Here is a 24,998-nt window from a genome sequence, read left to right as displayed (position 1 = left end):
CCGCTCGGGCTACGCCCTCCCAGCGCTCGCCAAGGCGCGGATCAAGTGGCCTGATTTTGCGCCGCCCAATGGCCGACTTTTACTCCGCCGTTGACAGCTGTTCTTTCCAGCACTTCGACGAGATGGCTGAAAGGCAGGTTTTACGCTCGGGTCTTGGTCGACTGGACGACCGAGATTGGGGCGCAAGAGCCAGCCGTGATGGCGACCGGAATGGCCGTTACGGCAACAGCCGACGTTCGCATCAACTACGCAGAGTGTCTTGAGCTGGTCGGCCCCTTCCATTCCAGCGGTCTGGCCGGTATCGTCAGTGGACGCGCTCGACAGCGAGCACTATCCCTCGCCACCATGTTCCACCTCCATTGCACTAAGAAGCTCCTTGATCGGATCAACCCCGAGATCTCTGTACCCGGGCAAAGCGACACCGTGCTGGGCAACTGGTACGCCACCGTCCTATTCTGGAAGCCGCAAGTCGCGTTACTGGTTTCGGAGCGCACGCTGCTTCCCGTCCTGATCCCGCTCGCCCCAGCGGACACCCTGGCTCGAAGATTTCCCGCACAATTGGCGCTGGTTCTGCAGGAGCACGGCGTTCCATCAGAGTTCATCGCTCAGGAAGTCTGGCGGATGGGCCAGGCCCAGTACGCAAAGACTGCGAACCGAAGCGTGGTGGGAATCCTCAATGAGTTTGTTCGACAGACCGAGTTCTGGCTGGCCGCCTATGCCTATGAAAAGGGCGATGATGACGACCTCTTGGCGATTTCGGTCAAGCTAGCAGAGACGCCATGTAGCCCGCTGTACAAGGGCCCGGTCTCGCCGGACAAAGCCCTTCATGAACTCGTGAAAGCTGGTACGAAGGCATGAGCCTTCTAGCCGTCACCTACGACCGGAGATCCTGCAGCACTCGGCTGGAAGCCCAGCCTAGGCGGTCAGACAGGATCGATGGGCAAGTCGACGACACGGAAAACAGCCCCGGATCCGGCATCGCGGACAAGGTCAACGCGCGCGCCATCCCAGTGGTAGTCGAGGTGTCGCCCCTGCAGGGGATTTGACGCGCAGTCCGGGTAGAAGAGCGCAACGCATTCCCCACCTGGATGCCGGACGCTCGGGTAGGCAATCCCGTTCGATCCCGCGCCCCTTAGGTGCCGTGCGAATGCTCGAGATGCGGCATAGCTGTCGGGATCGAGCTCCGGAGCCGGCTCCCCCGCGAGAGTTCGGAGATCATGCAGATCTGCATCGACTGACATGACGATTTCCCGGAACTGCGAGGTCCATCCCGGCGCTTCCCGGGTTCGCGCCATGAAACGGGTATGATGGTGGATTGTCTCGAACAGTGCTGTTTCGAACCGATCCCCGACGTAGAGAACGCCGTAGCTGCCATCGGTAAAGCGGCTTGGCCTGTCGGTGCTGACGTGGGTGAATGGCGCCATCAGGTAGGATGCGCCGCTGCCGCCGACGCGCCGGGCGACCGGGACCAGGTCGAGATTGCCAATCGTCGCCATGATGCGAGGATTGGTCTTCTGCTCTGCCGAAATCAGCAGCGGCCAGTCAGCTGGATCAGCGATATCTTCGAACAGGTCGATTGGCGGAAAGGCACTGCGGATGATCCGAACAGCGCCCTTCCACTCAACTCGGGAAACGGGGATATCCGCCGCTTCGCTCACCAGCCACCGCGCTCGGCGTCGAGGTAGCGACGCACCCGCATAATGTCGGTTAGCTCGCCTCCCAGCATCACGTCGAGCGCACTGGCTCCGCCGAACGCATCGTTGGCAGCTCTGATCCAAGAATACCCGCGGGTGGCCTCCGAGAAGATGATCCGAAGCGCCTTGTGAATGCCCATGAGGTTGGACAGACGCGCACGACCGTCACGCGAAACGCGTCCCGGCCCTTCCGCCTTCCAGCGGCGATAGGAGCGAACCGGCATGTCGAGCAGGGTTGCAGCCTGCTCGTCGGTCAGATCCCACTTGCTGAACAGATTGAGGACTGCCCGGAACATGGCAGCCGCCTCGTCCTGGGTAATCGGATCGGGACGGAAGGCGGTAACGGCAGTATCAACGGGTTGCAGGGCCAGCATGGCATTCCTCCATATGGCAGTATATGCGCGCAATAATGCCATTTGGCAAGTATCTATACCAATGATGCCAATTTGGCGATCACGCTCGCTGCGCCCTCGATCGGCACGAAAAGCCGGGTTTGGTAGCGGATGATCTCGGTAAAGCAGCCTTGCGCTTTGTACCAGTCGAGCCGAGCAGCACTCCATCCCGTGAGTTCAAGTCGCTGTGAGCCATTGACCAGGCTGCGTTTCACCATGAGCGTCTCGCGGCCCGCGAATTCCATGGCTCTGCCCGTAGCGAGGACGGACTGGATAACATCATCAGCAGAGAGCGTTTGATCGCGTTCCAGACCGAGCGCTCGGCACAGTTCGGTCACGCAGTGGACGGGAACCTCCCGGCCGAGGAGCGAGCGGCCATCCGCCGCCGAGATGCGACTGACCCTCACGAAATCCGATGGCAGCTTGTCCCAGACCGGAAGCAGGAGGCCCGTCGCAAGATACAGACGCTCGCGCTTGTGGCTGGTCCGCGCTTCCTCGACCTCGGCCGCCCAGACTTCGCGGAAAGCGTCAACGGCAATGTCCTCCCAGCTGCTCTCAGCCAGCTGATCCTCGGTTATGTGGCTGCGCGTCAAGGGCCGCAGCAATTCGAAGCGGGCAATCCGCGTTCCGTCATCGGCAAGAATACCGCGTGCTGGCACAAGCAGCGCGACCCGACCCGAGCGGGCGTTCCGAACGGGCCGCTGCCGCAGCCCCGTGAGGCCGTGGATCTCCTCGAGCCGCTTCAGCGTGAGCGGCTTCAGCGCTCTGGCGATTTCCAGTTCGAGCAGATGGGTGGTCGCGCCCGAGGCCGGATCGGTGCGCAGCAGCGTGTCCGACAAGACCGCGAAGTCCTCGACCGCAATGGTCTCAAGGCCGAGGTCGAGCGTGCCAGCCCGCCGGGCGGCATCGATGCGCGCCTCAACCAGCCCAATGAACTCGTCGAAGATCGCGTTCTGCAGGGCGATAGGCAGCGCGAGGATACGATTGAGCCACCGCTGGATGGAGGGCAGGTCATCGACCATTGACCCATCGGGCGCTTCGATCCTGAGGCCCGTCAGGTCCTGAAAGCGTTCGAGGTTGACCGCCTCAAGCTTGCCGCTGAACAACAGGCCGAACCACCGATGGAGCGCTTCTTTGGCGTAGATGCTCTCCAAATTGTCGGCCGGATCGAACAGGTTCTGCCCGCCGGTCTGGCGCTGTCCGCGCGTCAGAGCGCCAAGACTGTCGAGCCGCCGCGCGATGGTCGAGATGAACCGGCGTTCGCCGCGCACATCGGTGGTCACCGGTCTGAACAGCGGCGCAGAGGCCTGATTGGTGCGATTGGTCCGGCCAAGCCCCTGGATTGCGGCATCAGCCCGCCAGCCCGGCTCGAGCAGGAAATGAACGCGGCGGGCCTGGTTCTTGGATGCGAGATCGGCATGGTAGCTGCGCCCCGTTCCTCCGGCATCGGAGAACACGAGGATGCGCTTGGAGCCGTCCATGAATGCCTGGGTTTCAGCGACGTTGGCGCGTGGCGAACGGGATTGCAGCTTCTGGCGACCATCCCGGCCGTCGATAAGCCGTCGCGTACGGCCAGTCACCTCTGCAACCTGGTCAACGCCGAAGCGCTCAATGATAGCATCGAGCGCGGTAGCAATCGGCGGCAAGGCGCAGAGCTGTTCGATCATCCGGTCGCGCGCGGCGAGTGCCGATCGGCACAGTACTGGCGCGCCGAGCTCGTCGCTCATCGGCTCGGAGCGAGGATTGCCGTTTTCGTCGGTGAACACCGCCATCAGCCGGACAGGAAAGCTCTTGGTGAGATAGTCAATCACATATTCCCGCGGGGACAGGTCGATCTCCAGCGCTTCGCGCTCCTCGTCAGACAGGTCGGCAAGCCGGCGGTTGAGCATGGCTTCTGCCGTCGAGACCAGCTGGACGACCACAGCGTAACCATCGGAAATAGCCGTATCGATCGCAGGCAGCAGGCTGGGGAGCTTCATCGACAGAAGGAGCTGCGCGAAGAAGCGCTGCTTGGTTCCCTCGAAGATCGAAAGCGCTGCAGACTTGGCACCGGAGTTGAGCGTCCCGCCGGTTTCGCTGTCGACGATCCGCGTGGCTTCCAGCGCTTCGCGCAGGTTGGCGTGAATGATCGCCCAGGCTTCGGCATAGGCATCATAGACTGCGATCTGATCCTTGGTCAGGCAATGCTCGAGGATCTCATATTCGACACCGGCGAACGAAAGCGCACGCGCGGTGTAGAGGCCGAGCGATTTGAGATCCCGAGCCACCAGCTCCATGGCTGCGATGCCGCCGTCACGAATGTCGGCAACGAAGGCATCGCGATTGGCGAAGGCGGTCTCCGGACCCCAGAGCCCTAGGCGCGTCGCATAGGCCAGATTGTTGATGTCGGACGCACCGGTTGCCGAGGCATAGAGCACGCGCGCCCGGGGCAGGAGGTTCTGCAGGCGGACGCCAGCGACACCCTGTTCCGACCCCTTGACCTTGCCCCGCGACCCTTCGCCACCAGCAGCGTTAGCCATGGCGTGCGCTTCGTCGAACACGATCACGCCGTCGAAATCCTCACCAGCCCAGGCGATGATCTGGTCGAGCCGGGTTGCGTCGCTCCGACCCGAACGCAGCGTCGGATAGGTCACGAAAAGGATCCCGTCGCGCATCGCGATGGGGGTGCCGAGTTTCCAGGACGCCTGCGGCTGGATGTCGATTGGGAGACCGCCAAGGGCGGCCCAGTCGCGTCGGGCATCTTCGAGCAACGCCTCGTTCTTCGAAATCCAGATATGGCGGCGCTCACCACGCACCCATCGATCAAGGATGACGCTCGCAACCTGTCGGCCTTTCCCGGCACCCGTTCCGTCCCCGAGGAAATAGCCCAGCCGGTAGGTGTGGCCTTCTGCCGAGGCCTTGAGCGAACAGCCCTTGTCCTCGGGTTCGAACCGGCCGGGAAGGTCGCGCGCATGGGCACTTGCAGCATAGATCAGGGTCTCCGCCTGAGCAGCCGACAGCAGTCCCTTGGCAATCAGCCCGTCGGGAAGCTGCGGCACTGCGTCAGGCATCGGAGCAGCGATCGACCCCATGGCGACGGACTCTACAAGTGGCGTCGGATGCCCGGCCGCGCCATCGATTATGATCCTGCTCGGGCGATAGGGCAGATAGTGGCCGACCTGAGGGGCGACCGGCGCAGAGGTTTCGAGCGACTGGTAGGTGAGCGACCCGATGGCGGAGGCTGAAGGTGTGATCCTGGCTGGTGTAGGCAGCGGCCTGCGCGGCGCGGCCACCAGGCGGAACGGCGCACGAAGCGGGAGGCGCGATTGCTCGGGAACAGCCTCCAGGCTGGCGCGAGGCGGGAAAGCATCGACAAGATCGGTCAGCTGACGAAAGTCGTTTGTGCGGATCGCGACAGGCTCGTCGGAGCTTTCCACCTTATCGAGTACCAGCAGCCGCGTGGTGATCCCGGTGCCATTCTTGATGAAGGCACGTTCGACCGCGGCATTGAGCCGCAACGATACTGGCCCATTCACGCCGGCTAGAAACCTCCCGCAGTCGAACCATTCGGGCATGATCGCGACAAGTCGACCACCAGGGGCAAGCCGGTTCCACGCGGAGCGCAGATGCCTTGCCCCTGTGCGACCATCGTGGCCCCGCTCGATTCCTTGAGAATAGGGCGGGTTCATCAGCACGACGTTCGGGATGACGGCTACATCGAGCAGCTCATCGATCAATTCGGCGTCGTGTCCGGTCACACGGGCAGCCGAGAACTGGGCACTCAGGCAATCGCGACGCAGCGGCGAAATCTCGTTGAGGGCAAGGCGTGTGCCGGCTTTGGCAGCCCAGACCGCAAGCATCCCCGTCCCGGCCGACGGTTCCAGCACGAGCTCGCCGGTTGCCAGCGCGCAGGCGCGGGCAGCTAGCCAGGCAAAGTGCGGCGGCGTTGCGAACTGCTGCCATTCGATCTGCTCGTCGCTACGGTTGGTCTGGGTCGGAAGTCGTGCATCGAGGGAGCAGAAGAACTGTTCCGCCTCGTCGATCGGGGTTGAGAGCTGGATTTGATCGAACGCTTGCAGGTATTGAACCTGTGCGAGCTCAAGTGCTGCGTGAGCGTCACGAACGGACCAACGCCCGAGAGCATCGCTGCCCCCGAAGTGATCAGTCATGATACGCGTTACGTCGCTGCGTGACAGCGCGCGGCCTGCAGCAAGCTCAGAAGCCATGGCTTGAGCCGCCATCACAACGACGGGCGGTGATGGTTCATCGAATGCAAAGGCGAGGGAAGAATTTGACATGGGAACCTCCTGACGAGGTCCTGCGGCGGGCAGGCCTCAATCAGTCGAAGGCCCCCTCCCCTCTGCCCGATGGATCAGGTTTTCGGGCAAGCCGGGACTTAAGCTCATCGTTCCAGTCAAAACCGGGTGAGGCTGGCGCTCGTGAATGGATGACACGATTGGGCGCAGCGTAGGCCTTCAGCGCTCGCTGCTCCGCAAGAGCGCCCCCGGCGTCATTGTCGATAAACAAGTAGAGCTCGCGCACGCTCTCCGGGATCGCAACAAGACCGAACCGCTCGTTCCCAAGCGTTGCCCAGCAAGGGATCCCAAACAGCTGCATTGCGGAAAGTGCGCTCTCGATACCTTCGGCGAGCCCCAGACGCCCCTGCACTGGAGTCGCAATCCTGACAGCACCACAGCCAAGGCTGCCCAGCGCGCGCTTGGGCCGCTCGAAACCGGCCAGCTTGCCGTTCGGCAGGTCGAGAAATGTCCTGTGTATTGCGATAATGCCAATGTCAGTCGTGACCGCCGCCAACATCGCAGGGAGAAATTTGACCGCCCCGCGCGGCCCAAGCGGCGTACGTTCCAGGTAACGGACTTGGTCTGATGCGTGCTGGAGACCGCGCTGCACGAGGTATACTTCGGCAGGGCTGCCGGAGATCGCCGTCGCAGAGTGCCACAAACGTCGTGCATTGGAATTGAAGTCTCTTTTTTCCTGTGGATCAGCGGCCACCGCGCCAGAGCCATCGAAAAGGTCACGGCTGCGAACACCCTGACGGTCCAGTGCCACGATGACATCCTCGTTCGAGCATCCCGCGAAGCAATGAAACAGGATCGCCTTTCGGCCCAGCGTCACGCTCAACGAAGGAGTTCGGTCGTCATGCGCTGGGCAGCAACACATGCCTTTGCCATGACGCCATGTTCCGTTGAGGCGTTCGACAATTGTGCGGGCGCGGCGTTCGAGTTGATGAGCATTCTTTAGCTGGGGCATCGACCTACTCCGATAGAGGTGCCTTCCCCGTGCAGCCTCCGCTCTGCACCAGCGCCAAACCATTTTCCTACGCACTATGTTCTTTATATGTTCTCACTCGATTCGGCTATAGAAAGATCGAGAGATGATAAAAAGAGCTCTACTGTTGAGTGGCATTGCCATCGCATCAGTCATGCCTGCCAATGCTCAGGAATTGCCGATGCCAGTATTAGTTGACGTCCCCGCCAGCTATTCCGACGGCATCAGGATTGCCAAAGAATCAAACGGTTTCCAGCTGGTCGAGCATGGGCTCTGGCAATCCGTGCAGGTCGCCCAAGCACCGAGCGTGACCGTGGCAGACAATGGCCGGGTCAACCTGCCATCTGAATACGAGCGCAAGGAGAAGTCTGGCCCATCCGGCTTCCGACGGGCGAGCTACCTGCCCCACATATATGCGGCAGAAGCCAAGTATTCTTTACCCACTGGCCTGCTCGACGCACTCGTTTGGACCGAGTCCCGCTACAATCCGCTCGCAGTCAGCCCAGCAGGCGCGGTTGGCCTTGGTCAGCTGATGCCAGCAACGGCAAAAGAACTCGGTGTCTCCAATCGATTTGACCCCATGGCCAATATCTTCGGCGCGGCGCGGTATCTGAGGCAGATGCTCGACAGGTTCGGAGTGGTTCACCTCGCTTTGGCGGCCTATAATGCCGGTCCAGGTGCAGTCGAACGCGCGGGCGGTATACCTCGGAATGGCGAGACGCCCAGATATGTCCGCGATGTGCTTCGCCATTGGCGTTCTTAGCGATCGCTCCGAATTGCAGAGCGCACTTCACGATGAAAGTTCGCCTTTCATCCCAGTTGTCGCGCGGCAGCTAAGGTAAGCAGTTCTCACCCGGCCTTACGTGCCCATGCTTGCCGGACGGTTGTGACTGAGGGAATTGGAGCATCGAAAAGTAAATTCGATGCTCGTAAGCATCCCCGTGACAGGCAAATCTGAACTATGGCCCTTTCAGCCATTTTCCGGGCTAGCTGTACCCACCCTCACTCCGGCGGCGCAGTCTTGCCTGCATCAGCTGCCACGCCATTGCAGTAGCGCCCCCACGCTTCCATCAACTTCACCCGCATGCCCGGCTGGTCGGGCGTGCCGAGATAGGTTGTGCGGCGATAGGCGGCCTGCACTGCGTCGGGCGTCTTGTGCGCCAGTGCTGCCTCGACCACGGCATCGGGGAAGCCTTCGTTTGCGGCCCAATCGGTGAACGTGGAGCGGAAGCCATGGACATGGTAGGGTTCGCACATGTCGCGCATGACCTTGAGCAGCGTCATGTTCGACATCGCCTTGCCAGTCATGCCGGGGAAGACCACCTCGGCTCCTTCAAGGCGCATCGCATCCGCCTTCGCGAGTACCGCCAGAGCCGCGTCCGAGAGCGGCACGATTTGCGCCCTGTTGCGTTTCATATGTTCAGCTGGGATCGTCCAGAGGCGTTGCTCAAGATCGAATTCATCCCATGTCGCAAGCCGCACCTCTTGCGAGCGAACGCCCGTCAGAATGAGAAGATCGAGCGCCAGACGCGTGTAGGTCGGCTTGCGCCGCAAGGCGATCATGAAACCGGGTATCGCGACATAGGGCATGGCCTTGCGGTTGTCCGCCTGCTTCACCTGTCGCGGAAGGCCCCTGCCCGCTTTCAGGCTGCCATTGCCCGATGGGGCCTCGCGCGATCGCCAGCCCTTGGCATGGGAATAATCGAGCACGGTGCAGATCCGGTTGCGCACCTGGCGGGCGGTTTCGGGGATTTCCTGCCAGATCGGGGTCAACACGGTGATGATATCGGCGCTGGTGATGCTGCCAGTCGGCTTGTCTCCCAGTTTCGGGAACGCGTAGTTTTCCAGAGTGGCGAGCCACTGGCGCGCATAGACCGTGCTTTTCCAGCCCGCCTCATTCTCGGAGTGATACTGGAGCGCAGCCTGGCGGAAGGTGACCTTCGCGGCGGCATCGTCCTTCTTCTCGGCCAGAACATCGCGCTGATCGACCTTGATAGCTCGGCGCAGTTCGGCGGCTTTGTGACGTGCATCCGCCAGTGTCAGGAGCTTGGCGCTGCCGATTCCGATGTCCCGTCGCTTGCCATCCTGCTGGACTCGGAGATTCCAGTAGGCGCCGCCGCGCTTGTCGACCTTGAGAAACAGCCCTTCCCCGTCCTGATAGGTGCCGGGATTCGCCAAGGCTGCCTTGACCGCAACTGCTGTGAGTTTGCCCATAATCTACCCCCACATTCTTTACCCCCACACCGGGGTAGTCGAAGTGTGGGGGTAACCCATTTTACCCCCACATTACCCCCACACTAGGCTCCGGCTGCATGCAAACGGGAGCGGCTTTTTGCGGATGAGTAAGGGCAAAATACCCTAGGAAATCCTGGATTTCTATGGGGTTTTGCGGAAGCCTGCGGATAAGGGGTTGGTGGACAGGGCTGGATTCGAACCAGCGTACGCTTGCACGGGCAGATTTACAGTCTGCTGCCTTTAACCACTCGGCCACCTGTCCACACAGAGGCATTCTTGAGCACAAACAGCTCTAATCTTGCACGAGTCCCGCAGGGGCCCCGTTGCCGAGAGGCGCCCCTTTGGCGAAGCACTGCTTGCCTGTCAATGCCCCTGCTGGCAGGGGGCGCACATGAGCTTTCGAGCAAGGAGCAATGATGGCCAAGGTTGAACGCAAACGCGCCCTGCGGGGCCGTGCAGGACGCATGAAAGGCGGGCGCGGATCCGGACAGGGTAGCGCGGGACAGGTCCGTCTGTGGGGCCGTCACGCCGTCGAGGCCGCGCTCAAGAATCCCGAACGCCAGCACCGCAAATTGTGGGCGACACCGGAGGGGCTTGATAGCCTTGATGGTGAATTGCCGCCGCATTTCCCGATCGAACGCGCCCAAGCTGCTGATCTGGCGCGATTGGTGGCCAAAGATGCGCCCCATCAAGGCCTCGTGCTGGAATGCGCAAGCCTTGAGGATGTGTTTCTTGATGAGGTCGCTCTTGGCGAGGCGGACCGCCCGATTGTGGTGCTCGATCAGGTGACCGATCCCCACAACGTCGGTGCGATCCTGCGCTCGGCTGCCGCCTTTGGGGCAGCGGCGATTGTCACGCAGGACCGTCACGCCCCGCTTGAAGGCGGCGTGCTCGCCAAGGCGGCATCAGGTGCGCTGGAGACTGTGCCGTGGGTGCGGGTCGTCAACCTTGCCCGCGCGCTGGAAGAACTGGCCGAGGCCGGGTATTGGCGCATTGGATTGGCAGGCGAGGCCGAGGCCGTGCTCGCGGACATCATGCCCACTGGGCCGCTTGCCATAGTGCTGGGGGCTGAGGGCGTAGGGCTGCGCCAAAATATTGCTGCTCATTGTGATGTGCTCGCCAAGCTGCCGATTACGTCGGTCATCGAAAGCCTCAACGTCTCCAATGCAGCCGCAATCGCGCTTTATGCGGCGGCGACCAGAAGCTAGGCTTAAGGCAGGGATTGCGGCCGCCTGCGGGGCGTGGTCAGGGGGGGATTAACATGTCCAAGTTTTCCATGATGCGCCTGCGGGCGGCGGCTGTGCTGGCCGCAGGCGCGCTGGCGCTGAGCGGCTGCTTTATGTCACCGGGCAAGTTCACCGCCGAATTGGCGCTAACCGGACCTGACAGCTTTACCTTCAGCTACGACGGCGAAATATTCTTCGCCGGCCTTTCAAAGCTGGCGCAGATGGGGGCCACTGGCAGCGCGGCCTTTACCGCCAACTGCTATGACGAGGAAACCTACGAGAGCCGCGATTGCACCGCCGAAGAAGAAGCGGAACAACGCGATGCGTGGAATGCCGCTGAGGCCGAACGCGCCGCACAGGCCAAAAAGCAGGCCGAACAAATGGCAGTGATGATGGGCGGCATAGACCCGTCCGATCCCAAAGCTGCCGATGAGCTTGTGAAGCTGCTGCAACGCCACAGGGGCTGGGAACGCGTGGTGCACAAAGGCGGCGGCGTATTCGACGTCAGCTACCGCGTCACCGGCACAATGGGGCATGACTTCACCTTCCCGATGATCGAAGGCTTCCCGTCGGTTAATCCCTTCGTTCAGGTCTATTTGCGGAAAGGCGGGCAGATCCGCATCAACGCACCCGGGTTTAGCGCGCAAAACGACGATGCCGGCGGCGGCTTGGGCGCGATGATGGGAATGGGCTCGCTTGCGGGATTGGCGGCAATGGGCGCAAGCGAAGCGGGCAACTCCGCCGAAGCCGAGGCGCTGAAATCCATCCCTGCGATCGACGGGACCTTCACCGTGCGCAGCAGCCCGGGACTGCGCATTTTGGCCAATAACACCGATGAAGGCCCCATCGCTGGCACAGCGGGTGAAGTGCTGACGTGGCAGATCAATGCGCGGTCCAAGCAAATCCCGACAGCGCTGATCACTGCCGGACGCTGATCGCCTGAACCGCGCCCATGAAAAACCCCGCCAGCCGCAAGGCTGACGGGGAAACTCGGGCGCTCAGGCACCAATCCAAACGGTTAATTCACCGCGTCTTTCAGCCCCTTGCCCGCTTTGAACTTGGGCTGGTTTGAGGCCTTGATCTTCATTGGTTCGCCGGTGCGCGGGTTGCGTCCGGTCGACGCCTTGCGCTTGGCCACGGAGAAAGTGCCAAAGCCTACAAGCCGCACTTCATCACCCCCCGAAAGGGCCTTCGTGATGGCATCAAATACGCCTTCGACAGCGTTTGAGGCATCATTCTTCGAAAGACCGCTGGCGTCGGCGACCGCGCTGATAAGGTCGTTCTTGTTCATCTGGGAACCCCCTCGTGTCAGGATATCGTTTGATCTGTGAATCGCGTTTGTCGAAAGCGTGCAAACTGAGACGTTTTTACAAAGACTGTCAAAGCCAAATAGCCCAGTCGAACCGACCACGCGAAAAGCCATGCGAGCCCATGCGCCTGACATGGGTGGGGCACAGGCTCGCCTCGTCGATGCAAGCTTCCGGAAAAATACGACCCTGCCGCGAATCACGGCAAGTTCGCCGCTCTTAGCGTGTCAGTGCGCGGTTGGCACCTCTCCCGATCCAACACTTGAAGCCGAACTGGAAGCGGCCGGTTGGCTGGCCAGATCATCGGCCTCGGTCCACTCGATTGCCACCAACGGCTGGGTCAGCGCGCGGGCCAGCACTTCATCGACATGGGCCACCGGGACGATGTCCAATCCTGCCTTGGCATTGGCCGGGATTTCGGCGAGATCCTTGACGTTCTCCTCGGGGATGAGGACTGTCTTGATGCCCCCGCGCAGGGCTGCGAGCAGCTTTTCCTTCAGCCCGCCAATCGCCAGAACGCGGCCCCGAAGCGTCACTTCCCCGGTCATCGCAACATCAGGCCGCACCGGAATGCCCGTGAGGGTCGACACGATCGAGGTGACCATGCCGATCCCCGCGCTCGGCCCGTCCTTGGGGACCGCGCCTTCGGGCAGGTGGATATGAATGTTCTTGCGGCCAATCAGGCTCGGCTTGATCCCGTACGCAGGCGCGCGGGCCTTGACGAAGCTGAAGGCGGCAGAGACGCTTTCGTTCATCACCTGACCCAGCTTGCCGGTGGTCTTGACCTCGCCCTTGCCGGGCGTGGTGACGCTTTCGATGGTGAGCAGCTCGCCCCCCACCGATGTCCAGGCCAGCCCGGTCACTGCGCCGACCTGCGCCTCATCCTCCGAAACGCCGTGCTTGAACTTGCGCACGCCAGAGAAGTCACCAAGATTTTCGGGCGTGATCGTGACAGCGCTCACCTTCTTTTCAAGGATCTGGCGCAGGCTCTTGCGGGCGAGCTTTGCGATCTCGCGCTCCAGCGTGCGCACACCGGCCTCGCGGGTGTAATAACGGATCAGATCGCGCAGGGCTTCTTCTTCAAGGGTGAATTCACCCTTCTTCAGCCCGTGCGCCTCGACCTGCTTTTGAACCAGGTGGCGCTGTGCGATCTCGACCTTCTCGTCCTCGGTATAACCCTCCAGCCGGATGATCTCCATCCGGTCGAGCAGCGGCTGCGGCAGGTTGAGACTGTTTGCGGTGCACACGAACATGATGTCGCTCAGATCAAGATCGAGCTCCAGATAGTGGTCCTGGAACTTGGCGTTCTGTTCGGGATCGAGCACTTCGAGCAGCGCGGATGCCGGATCACCGCGGAAATCCTGACCCAGCTTGTCGATCTCGTCGAGCAGGAACAGCGGGTTCGACGTGCCGGCCTTCTTGAGATTGGCGACGATCTTGCCCGGCATCGAGCCGATATAGGTGCGCCGGTGGCCGCGGATCTCGGCCTCGTCCCGCACGCCGCCGAGTGACTGGCGCACGAATTCGCGCCCCGTCGCCTTGGCGATGGATTTGCCGAGGCTGGTCTTGCCGACGCCCGGAGGACCGACGAGGCACAGGATCGGCCCCTTCAGCTTGTTGGTGCGCGCCTGCACCGCGAGATATTCGACGATCCGGTCCTTGACCTTCTCCAGCGCATAGTGATCGGCATCAAGCACGGCCTGCGCCTGTGCGATGTCGCGTTTCAGCTTCGACTTCTTGCCCCACGGCAGGCCGAGCAGCACGTCGAGATAGTTGCGGATCACCGTCGCCTCGGCGCTCATCGGCTGCATGCCGCGAAGCTTCTTCAACTCGCTCAGCGCCTTGGCCTTGGCTTCCTTGGAAAGCTTGGTCTTTTCAATCTTCTCGGTCAGTTCGGCGATTTCATTGCCTTCGCCATCATCGCCGCCGCCAAGCTCGCTCTGGATCGCCTTCAGCTGTTCGTTGAGGTAATATTCGCGCTGGGTCTTTTCCATCTGGCGCTTCACGCGCCCGCGGATGCGGCGTTCGACCTGCAGCACCGACAGCTCGCCTTCCATGAAGGCCATCACGAGTTCGAGCCGCTTCAGGGGATTGCCCTCGGTCAGCAGCGCCTGCTTGTCCGACACTTTGGCGCTGATGGCGGCCGCGATGGTATCAGCAAGCTGCCCGGCATCGTCGACATCAGTGAGGTCAACGCCCGCGTCCTCGCCCATCTTCTTGTTGAGCTTCACATATTCGCCAAACTGCTCGGTCACCTGCCGCATCAGTGCAGTGACTTCGCTCCCCGCAACGGTTTCCGGCGCAATCTCGTCGACCGCAGCCAGCAGATGCGTGCCGACATCTTCCAGCGCCGAGAGCCGGGCACGGGTCTTGCCCTCCACCAGCACGCGAACGGTGCCATCGGGCAACTTGAGCAGCTGGAGCACCTGCGCAATTACACCGACGTCGTAAAGGTCATCGCCTTCGGGATCGTCACAGCCAGGATCGAGCTGCGCGAGCAGGACAATGTCCTTCGATGCCTCCATCGCTGCTTCGAGCGCAGCCACCGACTTGTCGCGTCCGACAAACAGGGGGACGACCATGCCGGGGAAGACAACGATGTCGCGCAAGGGGAGAAGAGGGTAAGTCTGTGTCATTGTTTTATGTCCGCGGCGGCCATGTGGGCCTGCCTTTGAAGGCAATATGGGTAGGGGTCAGGCGGGCCGCAATGGGGATGCAAGCGTGGCTGTGGACGCAGTGCGCCTCAGCCCAGCCCGGGCAGATTGAACCCCGGCGGCAAGCCCATCGAGCCCTGCATTTCCTTCATCTGCTGTTCCGATACTCGGTCGGCCCGGTCACGGGCGTCATTGAAGGCGGCGGTCACGAGGTCTTCGAGGATCTGCTTGTCATCGGGCACCATCAGGCTGTCATCAATGGCAACACCCAGAATGCGGCCCTTGGCGCTGGCGCGGACCTTGACCAGGCCCCCGCCCGCCTGTCCTTCGACCTCGATCGAATCCAGCTTTACCTGCATCTCGTTCATCTGCTTCTGGATGGTCTCGGCGGCCTTTTGGGCTGCGGCCATCATTTCTTCCATCGACTTCATCGGGGGTTACTCCTCAATTCCAAGGGGGGCTGCCCGCGCCAGCACTGGCAGCGGCAGGGTGCGGGGCACCGATCAATTCGGCACCGGGAAAGGCTTCAAAGGCGGCTTTGACCAGCGGGTCGGCACGAATGCGTGCATCCTCCGCAGCCGCTTCGGCTTCGGCAGTTTCCCGCAGCGAAGGCAAGGCCGAGCCTGCGCCGCGCTCGATAAGCCAACGCTTGCCGGTCACTTTGAACAGTGCCTCACGGATATCGGGCGCCGGATCATCGGGAAAATTGTCGGCCTGCTGATACACCAGTTTTTCTGGTGCAATCTCGATCACCCGTACCCGGTCACGCATCATCTGGGCGACGCGCAGCTGCCCCGACGCATCGACCGCTTCCACCAGCTTTGCCCAATCATGCGCAGCCGATGAGGTGGCCGGAGCGGGTGCGACAGGGTCGCCAGCCGCGGCCGGTGCAGCAGGGGCGGCGGCAAAACCGCCTGCGGCAAGTTCCTCGATCCGCCGCACAAGCTTGGCAGGATCAGGCATTTGCGCGGCGTGGAGAATGCGCAGCAGCGCCATCTGGAGCGAGACGAGCGGATCGGGTGCGGTGCGCACCTCGTCATGGCCTTTGATCAGCAATTGCCACAAGCGGTGCAGCTCTGCCGCTCCGAGACGGGCCGCAAAATCGGCAAGCGCAGCGCGCTCTTCCTCGGCAGGCGCGTCCGGTTCGCCGCCTGAAACCTGTGCCAGCGTCACGCGGTGCGTGAGATCCATGAGCGCCCGGATCAGCGCCAGCGGCTCGACACCAAGCGCATATTGTTCGTCAACAGCAGCCAGCAACGCCTTGGCATCGCCTGACAAAAGGTGACCGAGAACGCGGCGCTGTGCGCTTTTGTCAGCCAGCCCCAGCATGTCGCGCACCCGGACGGCAGAAACCTGCCCTTCCCCGTCCAGGTCAGCGTGTGCAATCGCCTGGTCGAGGATCGAAAGGCCATCGCGCACCGACCCTTCGGCCGCAGCGGCGATGATGCCGAGTGCTTCGGCTTCGGCATCGACCCCCTCCAACCGGCAGACCTTGGCAAAATGGTCGGCCAGCATCGGCGCCGGGATACGGCGAAGGTCAAAGCGCTGGGTGCGGCTCAGCACTGTTACGGGCAGCTTGTCGACCTCGGTGGTGGCAAACAGGAACTTCACATGCGCAGGCGGTTCCTCAAGTGTCTTCAGCAAGGCATTGAAAGCATTGCGCGACAACATGTGAACTTCGTCGATGATATAAATCTTGTAGCGCGCCGAAACGGCCGCGTAGCGCACCTGCTCGATGATTTCGCGCACATCATCCACGCCGGTATTGGATGCCGCGTCCATCTCGATCACATCGATGTGGCGCCCTTCGGCAATGGCCGTGCAGGCTTCGCACACGCCGCAAGGATCGATGGTCGGGCCGCCCTTGCCGTCAGGGCCGATGCAGTTGAGCGCCTTGGCAATCAGCCGCGCGGTCGAGGTCTTGCCGACCCCGCGAACCCCGGTCATCAGAAAGGCATGAGCCAAGCGCCCCCGGGCAATCGCGTTAGCAAGCGTGCGCACCATCGCCTCCTGCCCGATCAGTTCGGAGAAGGTTTGCGGGCGATACTTGCGTGCCAGCACCCGGTAAGGCTGCGCTGCGGCAGGGGGCGTCAACACCGCATCTGGCGCAGGCATGACCGGATCTGGATGGGTCAACGAAGTGGCAGGGCGTGGCGGCGCGGGGTCACCGAACAGCGCATTCTGACCGGCCGCTTCCAGCTCCGCCGCGGTTGGGGCAGCGTCATGATCATCTGGGAGATTGGGGTCGGAATCGCTCATCACGGCAAACTAGGCGCTTGGGCGCGGTTTGTCATTTGCGATCACTGCAAAAAAGGAGCCGGGCGACCCGCCGCAATCCACCTGAGCTGCTTCCTTCCGGACCTGACTCGGTGAGCGGACGCAAACGTCCACCCGACTCCCGCGCACCATATGGCGCGGCCGATCAGAAAAATCAACTCAGCGAAAATTATCCGCGTAGGCTTGCAGCTTGAGCCGCTTGGGCGGGGTTGCGTGGATACGGGCCGCGATGCCGTACTTTTCCGCATAGGCCTTGGCCGCATCCTTCGACGGGAAAGTCAGCTGCACCTGCGACTGCGTATCCGCGCTGCCCGTCCAGCCCATCAGCGGATCGGCAAAGCGCGCTTCGGATTGCTCAAACTCCAGCACCCACTCATCGGTGTGGGCCTTGCCGGACTGCATGGCGTGTTTGGTCTTTTGGAAAATTCTAGCGCTCATAGCCCGCCCTTTAGATCACGAATCGCTGCGGTTGAAGGCGTTTTTGGTCTTCATGCTCGGCTTTTCGAGCCACGGCTGATCCGGCCAGCGGTGCTTGGGATAGCGGCCCTTCATGTCCTTGACCACATCGCGCCAACTGCCGCGCCAGAAGCCGGGCAGGTCGCGGGTCGATTGCACCGGACGCCCACCGGGGCTGGTCAGTTTGAGCAACAGCGGGGTCGCCCCGATCATCGGGTGGCTATCCAGCCCGAACACCCCCTGCACCCGCACCTCGACACTCGGCGCATCGTCGCCCGCATAGTCGATGGCATGGCGGGTCTCGGCCGGCGAGGTGAAATGGGTCGGCGCAGCGCGGTCGAGCGCCTGACGCTCATTCCAGTCGAGCAGGCCCAGCGCGCTTTCCGCAAAGCGGTGCGGCGGCAGATCGAGATCGCGCCGCCCGGCGAGCAGCGGCGCGAGCCATTCGCCCGCCCGCTCGCGCAAGGCATCGTCGCACAGCGCCTCGATCCCGGCAAAGCGGGCCCGGGCCAGGAAGCCTGCGGGCAACACTGCCCCCAGCTTTTCCAGCGCTTTTTCCACAAGGATGCCCACACACAGCGCAGGATCGGGTGCAGGTTCGGGAATGCTCGCCAACACAATCGCGCCAAGCCGTCGTTCACGCCGGGCCTCGACACGTTCTTTATCGCTATTCCAGCGGGTTATGACGCGTTCCTGTAACTCCTTGGCAAACAGTTCGGCAATGCGGTCGGGAGCGATTTCTGCGCCGGCCGTGATGCGTGCGCCCTTCGCCTGCCCTTGCGCATCGCCGATCACGATCCACTCGGCCCGTGCCAAGGGGGAGGCCGGGTCGAGTTGATAACCGCGCCCGCCTGCGCTCATCCAGTGTTCGCCCGAAGGATCGCGGCGGCGCGCGACGAAATCGGGGCGCGCCAGCGCCAGCGCTTCGGCGGCATCTGTCGCCGGGCTTGCGCCGATGATGCTCGCCAGCTTGGCCGCCTGCCCCGCCCAGCCCTGCGCAATCCGCGCCGCCGCAGCGGCCCGCGGCGCCCGGTCACCGCGCCAGCGGGCCAGGCGTTGGAGCAGGTCTTCGCCGCGCCCGCCCAGCCCGCGTTCCTGCAACAACATCACCAGCCGCGCCGCATCCGCGCCGCAGCCCGCCTGCGTGCCATGGAGCACGGCGGCGGCCTGATCGGGTGACATGGGGAGGCTGGCAATGGCCTCGCCCAGCGGCGTGATCCGCCCGGCCTCGTCAAGCGCACCCAAGGCCTCCAACGCACCGCGCGCCGCCGCGACAGAGGCTTCGGGCGGCGGGTCGAGCCACGGCAGTGCCTGCGGGTTGCCCGTCCCCCACTTTGCCAGCCGCAGCAGCAGCGGGGCAAGGTCGGCCTGCAAAATCTCGGCGGGCGTGAATTCGGGGCGGCCCGCGTGGCCCGCTTCTTCCCACAAGCGATAGGCCACCCCCGGTCCCTGCCGCGCCGCACGCCCGGCGCGCTGCGCAGCCGAGGCTTGGCTGGCCCGCCGCGTAACGAGGTGCGTGGTGCCTGCCGCGCGGTCGAATTCGGCGAGACGGGCGAGGCCGGAGTCAACCACCACGCTCACCCCGTCCAGCGTCAGCGAGGTTTCGGCAATTGCCGTAGCCAGCACGATGCGGCGTCGCCCTTCAGGATCGCGGCGAATGGCAGCGCGCTGCGCGGCAGGTTCGATCTGGCCGTGGAGCGCGTGGATCGGCACATTGCTGAGGCGCGGCTCCAGCCGTTCACGCACGCGTTCGATCTCGCGCACGCCGGGGAGAAAGGCGAGGATGTCGCCAGCCTCCTCGCGCCACGCGGTCAGCACGGCGGCGGCCATCTGATCTTCGATAGATTGCGAAGACATGCCGCCAAGCCATTTTATTTGCTGTGGAAAGCTTCGGCCCTCGCTCGCAATGATCGCCGCATCCTCGCCCAGTAGCCGGGCAAAGCGCGCACCATCAATGGTGGCCGACATCACGAGCACCCGCAAATCCTCGCGCAGCACAGCGCGGGTTTCCAGCGCCAGCGCCAGGCCGAGATCGCTATCGAGGCTGCGTTCGTGGGCCTCGTCAAACAGCAACGCTGACACGCCGGGCAACTCGGGATCGTCCACCAGCCGGTTCACAAGGATCGCTTCGGTCACGACAAGGATACGGGTGCGTCCAGAAACCTTGCTGTCGAGCCGGGTCATGTAGCCCACGGTCTCCCCCGGCTTTTCGCCGAGCATCTCGGCCATGCGTTCCGCCGCTGCGCGAGCGGCGACGCGGCGGGGGGAGGTGAGGATGATCTGGCCGGTACACCACGGCTCGCCCAGCAGGTCAGGCGCAACCGCCGTGGTCTTGCCCGCGCCCGGCGGCGCGATCAGCACGCCTGAGCCCTGCTCTGCGAGCGCGGCGTGGATTTGCGGGAGGACCGATGTAATGGGCAGGTCGGGGTTCAAAGCTAAAGACCGTTCATGCTGAGCTTGTCGAAGCATCGTCCTGGCTTCGAGCGAGGTGGCATAAAGAAGAACGGCCCTTCGACAAGCTCAGGGCGAACGGAATCAGGGCCTAATGCCCCCGCGCGACCGCGAATTGTGCGGCTTCGGCCATCGCCGCGCGGGCTTTGCCATCGGGGAAAATCGAGATCGCGTCGATCGCACGGTGCGCAAAGTGGCGGGCGCGCTCGCGGGTGTCTTCCAGCGCGTTATGCTTGCCGATCAGCGCAATGGCGTGGGCAAGGTCGGCATCGGACGAGCGGTGCCCGATGATCGCGTCCTTCCAGAACTTGCGCTCTTCCTCGTTCCCGCGAGCATAGGCGAGAATCACCGGCAGGGTCATCTTGCCTTCGCGGAAATCGTCGCCCTGATCCTTGCCCATTTCAGCGGCATCGGAATCGTAATCAATCGCATCATCGACCAGCTGGAACGCCACGCCGAGATTGCGGCCATAGGATTCCAGCGCGCGTTCCTGTTCGTCCGAACATTCGGCCACGACCGCGCTGATCTGGCTGGCGGCGGCGAACAGCGCGGCGGTTTTGGCGCCGATGATGTGGAGGTATTGTTCTTCGCTGGTGTTGATCTGGCGCTGGGCGGAAAGCTGCGACACTTCGCCCTCGGCAATCACTGCACTGGCGCGTGACAGGATCGAGAGGACGCGCAAACTTCCATCCTCGGTCATCAGTTCAAACGCGCGGCTGAACAGGAAATCGCCGACCAGCACGGTCGCCGGATTGCCGAAGATGATATTGGCCGCGGCCTTCCCGCGCCGCAGCTCGCTGCCGTCCACCACGTCGTCATGCAGCAGCGTGGCGGTGTGGATGAACTCCACTGCCGCTGCCAGCTTGTGGTGGCGCGTGCCCTTGTACCCGACCAGTTCTGCCCCCGCTAGCGTCAGCATCGGGCGCAGCCGCTTGCCGCCGCCGGAAATCAGATGCCCGGCCAGACGCGGGATCAGCGGGATCTCACTCTGCATCCGGTCGAGGATCACGGCGTTGACAGAATTCATGCCCGCTGCTGTCAGCGACAGCATGGGATCGAGTGTCGGCGCCTTGCGCGGCAGGGGAAGGATGTCGGCACTCATACTAGGCACGGCTCTAGGGCGGCCCGCGCGTGCTTGGCAAGCGCAGAATTGCTGCTAGTTTCGCGGGCCATGTCCGACAACACGCAAACATCAGCCGCGCCCGATCCGGTCCTGGCCGCCTTCCGCAAAAGCATCGACAACATCGATGCCGCGCTGATCCACATTCTGGCCGAACGGTTCCGGATCACGCAGGCGGTCGGGGAATACAAGGCCAAGGCCACCCTGCCCCCGGCCGATCCCGACCGCGAGGCCCGCCAGATCGCGCGGTTGAGAAAGCTGTCGGAAGATGCCGACCTTGATCCGGAATTTTCCGAAAAGTTCCTGCGCTTCATCATCGAGGAAGTGATCCGCCACCACGAACGCGCAGCCGCTGGCTAGGGCTGATCGCTGCCGTCTTGTGCGATTGGCGGCGGCGGTGGAGCGGGCTGTGGCGGCAGATTGCGCTGCGCCTCCCGCAAGTCAGCCTGTTGGCGAAGCAACCGTGCCTGTACGCGGGTAAGGCGCACGGTCTCCCCATTGCTGAGGATGGCGGTCCGCCCGCGCCGCCCCCGAATGACCGCGCCGTTGAGACACGTGGCATCGCGCCCGAGATCCACCTCGCATTGCGGCCCCACCCCCGTGCGGTCGATCTCCGGAGCGGCGTAAGGATTGTGGAACACGGTGCGCCCGTATTCGAGCGAATCCGCCGAAGCGCAACCGCTCAGCACGGCTGCGGCGGCAATTATCATGCTTGAGCGGACCGCGATCATGCCAGTGCTTCTCCGGCTTTGTGGTTGCGTTTCAATCGCCTGCGCGGTGTGAACCGCAACTGAACTGCCCGCGCCTTGCGCGCTGCCCTAGTCTGCGGGAACGGCAGGGGTTTCGAATTGGGCCGGCGTTTCAGCCTCAACAGGCGTTTGCGGCACGCGCGGAGCATCCCCGGTGCGGCGCGTGCGATAGTTCTCGATCAGCGCGCGCCGTTCTTCGAGCGGAAGTTGGCGCAGAGCCTCGCGCCGCTGTTCCGGCGAGAGGCCCCGCCACTGCCGCAACCGCTCGCGCCGTTCCGGAGCGTCGGCATCCTCCGGCGCGGGGCGCACAATATCCTCGCGGGTCAGCGCCTCGCCGCTTTCAACCTTGCGTTGCAGGTCTTCGCGCCGGGCGGCGATACGATCATTGGCGAGCTGATCGCGCCGGGCCTGCGCGGCGGTGATTTTGGCGCGTAGCGCGGCTTCCTCCTCGGGTGTCAGCGCAGGCAAGCCGGCGGCCTGGCGGCGTTCGATCGCGCTTGCGATGCGCTGGTCGACGCGATCGCGGCGAACGGCCCGGCGGTGCTCGCGCACGTCATCGATCCGGCGGAAAGCTTCGCTGAGTTCCTCGGGGGTATCGATCGGGCCGGCGATCTTGGCCTGCGCAAGGCGCGCCGGCTGGGAGGGCGCAGACGGGCTGGCAACGGCCTCCGCAGCAGACTTGCCCGTAAGGCTCGCCCAGACCTTTTGGGCAGAGGGCACGGGGATTGCGAAGCGTTCGAGCATCCCCGTCGCTGCTGCCGCACTGGCAAGCGCGCCGAAGCTAACGACGCCAATGGCAATCCCCCGCCCCCACCGCCAGCCGCGCGTGCCGTGTTGCCGGCGCAGATCGGGGAGCGGCGCCGGGCGTGTTTCGGCGGCCGCGAGGACGCGGTCGGCAAAACCGGCGGAAAGGCCGGGCACTGCGTATTCGCCGAGCGCGCGGGCCAAGGGGCTGCCGGGCACGATGGGCGCGCCCTGATCCTGTTCATTCACGCTCATGACGCGCCTCCTTGCGCCGTCCACGCCTGGCGCAAGGCCGCGCGGGCGCGGTGCAGCAGGCTTTCGAAGGCCTTGATGTTCAGCTCCATCGCCTCGGCCGCTTCGGCATTGGACAACTCCTCGTAATAGGTCAGCACAATTGCCGCGCGTTGCCGTTCAGGCAGCGCGGCGATTAGCGCACGGGCGGTGTCATCGCGCTCTCCCGCCTCGAGCAATCGGTCGGCGAGCGGCGCTTCGTCCGCATGGTCGGGCACGTCGCCGTCCGCCAGCCGCCGGGCGCGGCGCAGGCGGTCGATGGCAAGGTTGGTAACCACCCGTTGCAGCCACGCGCCCAGCCGCAGCGCCGCCGCAGGCTGCCTGCCAAGAGGATGGCGCGCAGCGATTTTCGGCGCCTGATCCCACAATCGCAAGCAGGCTTCCTGCACAATATCTTCGGCCTCGTGCGCATCGCCGGTCATGCGGAAGGCTGTGCGGTGGAGCACGGCGGCATGGTGGGCGATCACTTCGCGTAGCGCCTCGGGATCACGCGCCGCCAGCCGCGCTGCCAACGCCGCATCATCGCCCGGCGGCGCAACGGGCAGAGCAGAGGTCGAAGGCTGGCCACTAGCGTTCATAGGTATGCGCAATAGGCCCCGTTTGCGTTAGGGTCTGACTGGATGATTGACCTTACAACGCCGACCTTGCAAAAACCCTTCGTGCAGGTGTCAATCTGCGCGCGGCAGGCGCAGTTCGACCAGCAGCCCGCCCAAATCCTCGCTTTCCGATAGGGTCACGCTGCCGCCGTAGATTTCTGCCACATCGCGCACAATCGCAAGGCCGAGGCCAGTTCCGGGCTTGTCCGTATCCAGCCGGACCCCGCGATCGAAGATGCGGGTGCGTTCCGCTTCGGGGATACCGTTGCCGTCATCCTCGACCCAGATCAGGCACATCTTGGGATCGCGCGGCACGGCGCTATCTTCGGGGTCGATCGTCACGAACACGCTGCCACCGCCATATTTGGCCGCGTTCTCGATCAGATTGCCCAGCAATTCGTCCAGATCCTGCCGTTCCAGCGCGACAGCGGCCTTGCGGCATCCGGCAATATCCAGCCGGCCCTGAGGGTAAAGCCGTTCGACCGCGCGCCGGACGGCTTCGGCGCTCTGCATGACATTGGTGCGCGCATGGCCGACCGCGCGGCGGCCGACGGCGCGGGCGCGGGCGAGGTGGTGATCGACATGGCGCTGCATCGTGCGGGTTTCGCGCATGACCGCATCGCCCAGATCGGGCGCGCGGGCGGTGGCAGCGTTAGTCAGCACGGTCAGCGGGGTCTTCAATGCATGGGCCAGATTGCCCGCATGGCGGCGGGCTTCCTCAGCCTGGCGCTCGGAATGTTCGAGCAGACCGTTCAGTTCTTCGACCAGCGGCTGCACTTCCAGCGGCAGCGGCTCGGTAATGCGGCCCGCCCCGGTGGTGCGCAGGTTCTGGATCGCCGCGCGCACGCGCCGCAGCGGCGACAGGCCATACCGGATTTGCAGCAGCGCCATCACCAGCAGGCCAAGGCCCAGCACCGCAAAGCTCCAGATCAGGATCAGCCGCACCCGCCCGATCTGGGTATCCATCTGCTCGGTCGCGCTGGCGACGGCAAAGGTCCAGCGCGTTTCGCTGCCGGGCAGGATCACCGTGCGTTCGGCAATGCGCAGCGGTTCGCCGCTGAATTGATCCGAATTGTAGAAATGGACCTCGCTGTCGAAAGTGTCGCCTTTGGCTGCCACGCCGTGCAACTTCAGGGTGCGGTCCCACAGGCTGCGCGATGGCCAGGGTTCGTAATTGCCGCCGCTGATTTGCCAGTACAGCCCGCTACCCGGTTCAAGGAAGCGCTGATCGCCAAGGGTGCGGTAGAAATAAACCTCGCCGCTGGCGTCGATTTCCGCCGACGCAATCATGGCGGTGAGGATGTAATCGAGCTGCTCGTCGAAATTGGATTCGACCTGCGTGGTCAGCGTGCGTTCCAGCGCGATCCCGCCGCCCAGCAGCAGAACGAAAATCCACGCCGCCGCGATCAGCCCCATGCGCCGCGCAAGGCTGGCGCGAGGCTGCTCTGCGATGACCGCGCCTATCCCAGCCGACGCTTCAGGCGCAGACATAGCCGCAGAGGCATGGCTGCCGCCTGCCCCAGCGTCGGGCCCAGCCTCAG

The 24,998-nt window shown here is 63.5% G+C and carries 21 protein-coding genes, 1 tRNA gene and 1 other RNA gene; 5 read left to right on the top strand and 18 right to left on the bottom strand.

Features of this window, described 5'->3' with window-relative positions; genetic code table 11:
- Positions 1 to 198 precede the first annotated feature (198 nt).
- A complete protein-coding gene (locus C0V72_RS11085; protein ID WP_233999906.1) occupies positions 199 to 858 on the top strand; it encodes a DUF6933 domain-containing protein in 660 nt (219 codons plus the stop codon).
- A 65-nt stretch (positions 859 to 923) separates the two neighbouring features.
- On the opposite strand, the gene C0V72_RS11080 is transcribed toward C0V72_RS11085, so the two are convergent.
- The 4 genes from C0V72_RS11080 to C0V72_RS11065 are packed head-to-tail and all read right to left on the bottom strand — an operon-like array spanning position 924 to position 7,333.
- Positions 924 to 1,658, bottom strand: coding sequence for an RES family NAD+ phosphorylase (locus C0V72_RS11080; protein WP_101794196.1), 735 nt, complete (start codon positions 1,656 to 1,658; stop codon positions 924 to 926).
- Entirely contained in the window at positions 1,655 to 2,068 is a 414-nt protein-coding gene (locus tag C0V72_RS11075; RefSeq protein ID WP_101794195.1) for an MbcA/ParS/Xre antitoxin family protein, read from the bottom strand. Before C0V72_RS11075 ends, C0V72_RS11080 begins: the two co-directional genes overlap by 4 nt.
- Before the next feature lie 53 nt (positions 2,069 to 2,121).
- Positions 2,122 to 6,363 (bottom strand): strawberry notch family protein, encoded by a 4,242-nt coding sequence (locus C0V72_RS11070; RefSeq protein ID WP_101794194.1) that lies wholly within the window; start codon positions 6,361 to 6,363, stop codon positions 2,122 to 2,124.
- Positions 6,364 to 6,403: 40 nt separating this feature from the next.
- The gene (locus tag C0V72_RS11065) at positions 6,404 to 7,333 is read right to left on the bottom strand and encodes a DUF7146 domain-containing protein (protein WP_101794193.1); all 930 of its coding nucleotides are present in this window, start codon (positions 7,331 to 7,333) and stop codon (positions 6,404 to 6,406) included.
- Between the two features lie 172 nt (positions 7,334 to 7,505).
- Here C0V72_RS11065 and C0V72_RS11060 point away from each other — a divergent pair, with 172 nt between their 5' ends.
- Positions 7,506 to 8,114 carry a lytic transglycosylase domain-containing protein gene (locus tag C0V72_RS11060; RefSeq protein WP_442792584.1) on the top strand — a complete coding sequence of 203 codons (609 nt, stop codon included), beginning with the start codon at positions 7,506 to 7,508 and terminating at the stop codon, positions 8,112 to 8,114.
- Positions 8,115 to 8,353: 239 nt separating this feature from the next.
- On the opposite strand, the gene C0V72_RS11055 is transcribed toward C0V72_RS11060, so the two are convergent.
- Together C0V72_RS11055 and C0V72_RS11050 are read right to left on the bottom strand one after the other, a co-directional pair.
- Positions 8,354 to 9,565 (bottom strand): tyrosine-type recombinase/integrase, encoded by a 1,212-nt coding sequence (locus C0V72_RS11055; protein WP_101794191.1) that lies wholly within the window; start codon positions 9,563 to 9,565, stop codon positions 8,354 to 8,356.
- 197 nt (positions 9,566 to 9,762) lie between these two features.
- Positions 9,763 to 9,848, bottom strand: a tRNA-Tyr gene (locus C0V72_RS11050).
- A gap of 154 nt (positions 9,849 to 10,002) precedes the next feature.
- Between C0V72_RS11050 and C0V72_RS11045 the strand changes: the two genes are divergently transcribed.
- Positions 10,003 to 10,794: a TrmH family RNA methyltransferase gene (locus C0V72_RS11045; protein WP_101794202.1), complete on the top strand. Its 792-nt coding sequence runs from the start codon at positions 10,003 to 10,005 to the stop codon at positions 10,792 to 10,794.
- A gap of 53 nt (positions 10,795 to 10,847) precedes the next feature.
- A complete protein-coding gene (locus tag C0V72_RS11040) occupies positions 10,848 to 11,747 on the top strand; it encodes a hypothetical protein (protein ID WP_101794190.1) in 900 nt (299 codons plus the stop codon).
- 83 nt (positions 11,748 to 11,830) lie between these two features.
- Here C0V72_RS11040 and C0V72_RS11035 read toward each other — a convergent pair whose 3' ends face one another.
- The 8 genes from C0V72_RS11035 to C0V72_RS11000 form a co-directional block, all read right to left on the bottom strand.
- A complete protein-coding gene (locus C0V72_RS11035; RefSeq protein ID WP_101794189.1) occupies positions 11,831 to 12,103 on the bottom strand; it encodes an HU family DNA-binding protein in 273 nt (90 codons plus the stop codon).
- A 243-nt stretch (positions 12,104 to 12,346) separates the two neighbouring features.
- Positions 12,347 to 14,755 carry an endopeptidase La gene (gene lon / locus C0V72_RS11030; RefSeq protein ID WP_101794188.1) on the bottom strand — a complete coding sequence of 803 codons (2,409 nt, stop codon included), beginning with the start codon at positions 14,753 to 14,755 and terminating at the stop codon, positions 12,347 to 12,349.
- Between the two features lie 107 nt (positions 14,756 to 14,862).
- A complete protein-coding gene (locus tag C0V72_RS11025; RefSeq protein ID WP_101794187.1) occupies positions 14,863 to 15,204 on the bottom strand; it encodes a YbaB/EbfC family nucleoid-associated protein in 342 nt (113 codons plus the stop codon).
- A gap of 13 nt (positions 15,205 to 15,217) precedes the next feature.
- Entirely contained in the window at positions 15,218 to 17,032 is a 1,815-nt protein-coding gene (locus C0V72_RS11020; RefSeq protein ID WP_101794186.1) for a DNA polymerase III subunit gamma/tau, read from the bottom strand.
- A gap of 48 nt (positions 17,033 to 17,080) precedes the next feature.
- Positions 17,081 to 17,175, bottom strand: an RNA gene (gene ffs, locus C0V72_RS11015) — signal recognition particle sRNA small type.
- 34 nt (positions 17,176 to 17,209) lie between these two features.
- Entirely contained in the window at positions 17,210 to 17,488 is a 279-nt protein-coding gene (locus C0V72_RS11010) for an ETC complex I subunit (RefSeq protein ID WP_101794185.1), read from the bottom strand.
- Between the two features lie 15 nt (positions 17,489 to 17,503).
- Complete coding sequence (gene hrpB, locus C0V72_RS11005; RefSeq protein ID WP_101794184.1) at positions 17,504 to 19,975, bottom strand: ATP-dependent helicase HrpB; 2,472 nt, start codon at positions 19,973 to 19,975, stop codon at positions 17,504 to 17,506.
- 73 nt (positions 19,976 to 20,048) lie between these two features.
- A complete protein-coding gene (locus C0V72_RS11000; protein ID WP_101794183.1) occupies positions 20,049 to 21,059 on the bottom strand; it encodes a polyprenyl synthetase family protein in 1,011 nt (336 codons plus the stop codon).
- Between the two features lie 69 nt (positions 21,060 to 21,128).
- Here C0V72_RS11000 and C0V72_RS10995 point away from each other — a divergent pair, with 69 nt between their 5' ends.
- Positions 21,129 to 21,437 carry a chorismate mutase gene (locus C0V72_RS10995; RefSeq protein ID WP_101794182.1) on the top strand — a complete coding sequence of 103 codons (309 nt, stop codon included), beginning with the start codon at positions 21,129 to 21,131 and terminating at the stop codon, positions 21,435 to 21,437.
- Here C0V72_RS10995 and C0V72_RS10990 read toward each other — a convergent pair.
- From C0V72_RS10990 to C0V72_RS10975, 4 genes are all read right to left on the bottom strand, one after another.
- Complete coding sequence (locus tag C0V72_RS10990) at positions 21,434 to 21,808, bottom strand: hypothetical protein (RefSeq protein ID WP_101794181.1); 375 nt, start codon at positions 21,806 to 21,808, stop codon at positions 21,434 to 21,436. The genes C0V72_RS10995 and C0V72_RS10990 overlap by 4 nt on opposite strands.
- An 87-nt stretch (positions 21,809 to 21,895) precedes the next feature.
- Complete coding sequence (locus tag C0V72_RS10985; protein ID WP_101794180.1) at positions 21,896 to 22,825, bottom strand: hypothetical protein; 930 nt, start codon at positions 22,823 to 22,825, stop codon at positions 21,896 to 21,898.
- A complete protein-coding gene (locus tag C0V72_RS10980; protein WP_101794179.1) occupies positions 22,822 to 23,439 on the bottom strand; it encodes a sigma-70 family RNA polymerase sigma factor in 618 nt (205 codons plus the stop codon). Before C0V72_RS10980 ends, C0V72_RS10985 begins: the two co-directional genes overlap by 4 nt.
- Before the next feature lie 90 nt (positions 23,440 to 23,529).
- The gene (locus C0V72_RS10975) at positions 23,530 to 24,948 is read right to left on the bottom strand and encodes a sensor histidine kinase (RefSeq protein ID WP_101794178.1); all 1,419 of its coding nucleotides are present in this window, start codon (positions 24,946 to 24,948) and stop codon (positions 23,530 to 23,532) included.
- Between the last annotated feature and the right edge of the window lie 50 nt (positions 24,949 to 24,998).

Origin of the sequence: Porphyrobacter sp. TH134 (assembly GCF_002855495.1) — a bacterium.
Classification (GTDB): Bacteria; Pseudomonadota; Alphaproteobacteria; order Sphingomonadales; family Sphingomonadaceae; genus Erythrobacter.
Note: the sequence above shows the minus strand (reverse complement) of the source record. Positions and strands in the feature narration are given on the sequence as shown.